This is a genomic window from Bacteroidales bacterium, from assembly GCA_018334875.1.
Taxonomy (GTDB): domain Bacteria; phylum Bacteroidota; class Bacteroidia; order Bacteroidales; family UBA12077; genus JAGXLC01.
This window is the reverse complement of record JAGXLC010000167.1, coordinates 5,110-8,826: the sequence shown is the minus strand read 5'-3', so window position 1 is coordinate 8,826 and position 3,717 is coordinate 5,110. Positions and strand designations below refer to the sequence as shown.

General features: G+C 43.8%; 4 protein-coding genes. 1 reads left to right on the top strand and 3 read right to left on the bottom strand.

Going from position 1 to position 3,717, the window contains the following annotated elements:
• Both KGY70_12995 and KGY70_12990 read right to left on the bottom strand, forming a co-directional pair.
• Nucleotides 1-202: hypothetical protein (locus KGY70_12995; GenBank protein ID MBS3776103.1), on the bottom strand; the 202-nt coding region annotated here is incomplete at its 3' end.
• Nucleotides 203-377: 175 nt separating this feature from the next.
• Nucleotides 378-1,232 (bottom strand): sugar phosphate isomerase/epimerase, encoded by an 855-nt coding sequence (locus tag KGY70_12990; protein ID MBS3776102.1) that lies wholly within the window; start codon nucleotides 1,230-1,232, stop codon nucleotides 378-380.
• Between the two features lie 444 nt (nucleotides 1,233-1,676).
• Between KGY70_12990 and KGY70_12985 the strand changes: the two genes are divergently transcribed.
• Entirely contained in the window at nucleotides 1,677-2,828 is a 1,152-nt protein-coding gene (locus KGY70_12985; GenBank protein ID MBS3776101.1) for a lactonase family protein, read from the top strand.
• A gap of 106 nt (nucleotides 2,829-2,934) precedes the next feature.
• On the opposite strand, the gene KGY70_12980 is transcribed toward KGY70_12985, so the two are convergent.
• The coding region (locus KGY70_12980; protein ID MBS3776100.1) for a hypothetical protein at nucleotides 2,935-3,717 on the bottom strand (783 nt) is incomplete at its 5' end.

Below are 3,717 nucleotides of genomic sequence, written 5' to 3'. Positions count from 1 at the left end.
CAGCCATGTTCTTCCCGATATCGGGCAGTTTGGACAGATCCTGACCCGCTTCAACCAGGTCAGCCAGCTCCTGCGACATTTCATTGATTGTTCGGGCGGCATTGCGGTAGGCACGTACCCGGAAAGAGCTGGCACCATCGATTTCCAGCAGATCGGACAACTTTTTCAGGGCTTTTGCTATTTCGTGATTGTGAACGGCCATGTTTTTTTCTTTTTAGAACCCCCAAGATAACAATTTATTTTCTCAATAGTAAATGGTATTGCGTTGAGGTTTTCAACAGGTGTTATCGAATATAAAATAATTTATCCGTTAGATACATGGTGTTTGATTTTATCCGGAAAATAACGACCATTGAGGTTAATATTTTATATAAAGATTAAAACCGTATCCCGGCCAGATAATTGTAACTGGTTCGGGCGCATTCCATTGGATTGGCCGGGTCGTCGTGCTCTACGATGTAGTGTTTGATCCCGGCTGTTTCAGATTTGGCGAATATTTTGGGAAAATCGATAATCCCTGAACCTGCGCAGGCAAAATCCTGTTTCGGAGTATCGTCCATGTCCTTAACATGGCAGAGTTCAAAGCGTCCCGGATATTTGTCGAAATAGGCGATCGGATCGCCGCCTCCCTTTTTGATCCAGTAGAGGTCGATCTGAGTGGTGACCAGATCCGGTTCGGTGTTTTGCAACAGGATGTCAAAAGGGATATCTCCCTCAGGGGTGAGCTTGAATTCATTATCGTGGTTGTGAAAGGCAAATCGGATCCCGGCCTTTTTACATTTTTCTCCCACCTTGTTCAGGTTTTCCGAAGCTTTTTTGCATTCATCCGTTGTGAGGTTTTCGGCCGAGCTCAGCCAGGGCCAGTAGCAAACCAGGTATTTCTTGTTCATGCTGAGCTGTTCCTCGATGTGTTTTTCGGGCTCCTTCAGCAAGGGGTCCATGCTGGTGCCACCCGCAATGGGTTTGATTCCAAGATTTTTCAGTAAATTCAGGAACGATTGTTTTGATGGTCCGTAATAACCACCAAACTCCAGCAAGTCGTAGCCGATTTCGGCTACCTCTTCCAGGGTTTTTTCGTAGTCCTTCTCCAGTTCATTTCCCAGAGTATTGGTGATTAGCCCGATCTCGTCAAGTTGACGATTGTTTGCAGTGGAACACATCATCAGATGAGGACTGAGTGTTGCCGCCAGGGTTCCGGCAATGGAACGGCGAAGAAATTGTCGTCTGTTCATGGTTTTAAGGATTTAGTTATTTATATGACAAAAAATTAGAACACACGGGCCAATTTACAAATTTTGGTTCATTTATACGAATGATTTAAAGTAGAAAAAGTTTCGGGTTCATAGAAGAGAGGCTATCTAAAAAATTACATTTAAGAAATTTCAAATAACAAATTCCAAATTTCAAATACCTGCCCCGACGGCAGGCAGGCAATAATCAATCATAAATGACCTAAACACCCCAAGTTAAAGTTTTTATACCCTTTAGGCTGGAGTGTTTCGAAATTCGGTAATTGAAATTTGAATATTATTTGTAATTTGGAATTTGTTATTTGGTGCTTATATATTCATTCACAATAAAATTACTTTTTAGACACACTTTACTATTGCTTTGGATCTTTATATATTCTTGCAATTTTATATATATTTACGAATCGATTATAAAATATTTTGACTATGAAACAAACAACATTTTTTCTGATCGCGGTTTTGGTTCTGGGTATTATGATGCCCGCCTGTAACCGGGAAACGGCGAACAAGGATATCCTGTATGTCGGCACCTATTCCCAGCGGGGAAGCGAGGGCATTTATGTATTTGAATTTGACCGAGACGCGGTAAGCATGGAACTGATCCAGACAGTTCCGGGAAAGGAAAGCCCGAGCTTTCTGGCAGTCCATCCCAGCGGCGAATATTTGTATGCTGTTTATCGGGAAGGGATGACTGAGGATACAAGAAATGGCACTGTTGCTGCTTTCGGTATTGGCTCTTCGGGAAAGCTTACCCTACTCAATGAACGTTCCTCTGAGGGCGCCAACCCCTGCCATGTTAGTGTGGACCCTAAGGGTGAATATGTGTATGTCTCCAACTACAGTGACGGAAGTTTATCCGTGTATCCCATCCATCAGGACGGGAAACTTGCCGGACCCTCTGACGTGATTGTACACGAGGGGAGTGGTCCGAATCCCGACCGGCAGAAAGGGCCTCACATGCATAGTATGATTCCTGCAAGGAACGGCAAGTACGTGTATGCCTCCGACCTGGGTACAGACATGATCATAGCCTACAAGCTTAACCGCGGGAACGGAACTTTATCGGCTAATGAGAATCAACGTACAGAAGCAAAGCCAGGCAGCGGACCCCGCCACTTTGACATCCATCCTTCAGGTAATTTTGCTTATTCTGCAGAGGAGCTGACTTCAACCATAGCGGCCTATTCGATTGATCCTTCAAACGGAGCCCTGAATTTTATTGAACGGGAAAGCCTGTTACCCGAAGACTTTACTGAAAACAATACGGCCGCGGATATTCAGGTTTCACCCGACGGGCGATTTGTTTATGCATCAAATCGGGGACACGCCAGCCTTGCAGTCTTTTCAACCGACCGGCAAAGTGGAGAGATAGAATTGGAAGGCCATGCGGATGTTCATGGAGAAAGGCCCAGAAATTTCCTGATAGACAGGAAAGGGGAATTTGCGTTTGTAGCGAACCGCAATTCGGATGATGTAGTGGTGTTTCAACGCAATCAGGAGACCGGGAAATTAGAGTTTACCGGCGAAAAAGTTAAGGTGCCGGCAGCGGTGTGTGTGAAGCAGCTCCGCTTAGAATAATTTATAAATGTTGAACACGGATGACACTGATTAAACGGATAATCACTGGTTATAAAAATCTGTGTAAATCATTCGAATCAGTGTCATCAGTGTTCTGTCATATTTATTATTCTTCGCTTTCATTTCCTTCTTCAGCTTGTTCCTCTTGTTGTTCATCCGCCTGATTAATGGCATCCGTCTGCTCCCCTGCATCGGTTTGTGCATTGTTATTCTGAGCTTCTGAGTTTTCTTCCGTATTACCCTGAGCTATTTCATCCTGCTCTACATTGCGGAGCGCTTCTTTGACTTCATTGATGTGGTTTCTTACTCTGGAGCGTATGGTTTCGGTAGCCAGCAGATAACGGTAATCTGCATTACTGAAAATTCCTCCTCCGATTTTTCGTTTTCTGTTGGGAACATCTTCAATGGCTTGCACAAACTTTTTGTTGTTTGAATAGCTTCTCATCATACCCCTGGAAAAATAAAACATATAGTAACGGTCGTTGTCGGGCCTGAGGTATATGTATAGCTTGTCGTTGTGTTTTTGCTTGACGATTTCAACAAAACCTTCCACTTTCTTATTCACCGTTTTGCCGTTGATCATGGCGATGTTGATATCGTCCCGGGCAACATAGGAATTGGTTGAAGTGTTCCAGTCAAAATGGAGGTCTGAGAATATAAGTGTATTTTCCAGTTCTTCCGGAATGTCTTCTTTTTTGCCGCTGGATTCTGAATCCGTTCCATTTAATCCCTGCATGTATTTCGAGGTAATTTGCTGTCCAACGATTTCCTTCAGGTTCTCTTCGTAAAATTCGGATTGAGTATTGGCGGATTCCAGACCGGATCTTCCTTTGATGTCATTCATCATAGAATCGAGCGCCGCATTGCTGAAATGGAATTTTACAGGTAA

What these genes read in the sequence shown, in the direction of transcription:
- KGY70_12985 (MBS3776101.1), top strand. Translation starts at nt 1,677, where the DNA reads ATGAAACAAACAACATTTTTTCTGATCGCGGTTTTGGTTCTGGGTATT.
- KGY70_12990 (MBS3776102.1), bottom strand. Translation starts at nt 1,232, where the DNA reads ATGAACAGACGACAATTTCTTCGCCGTTCCATTGCCGGAACCCTGGCG.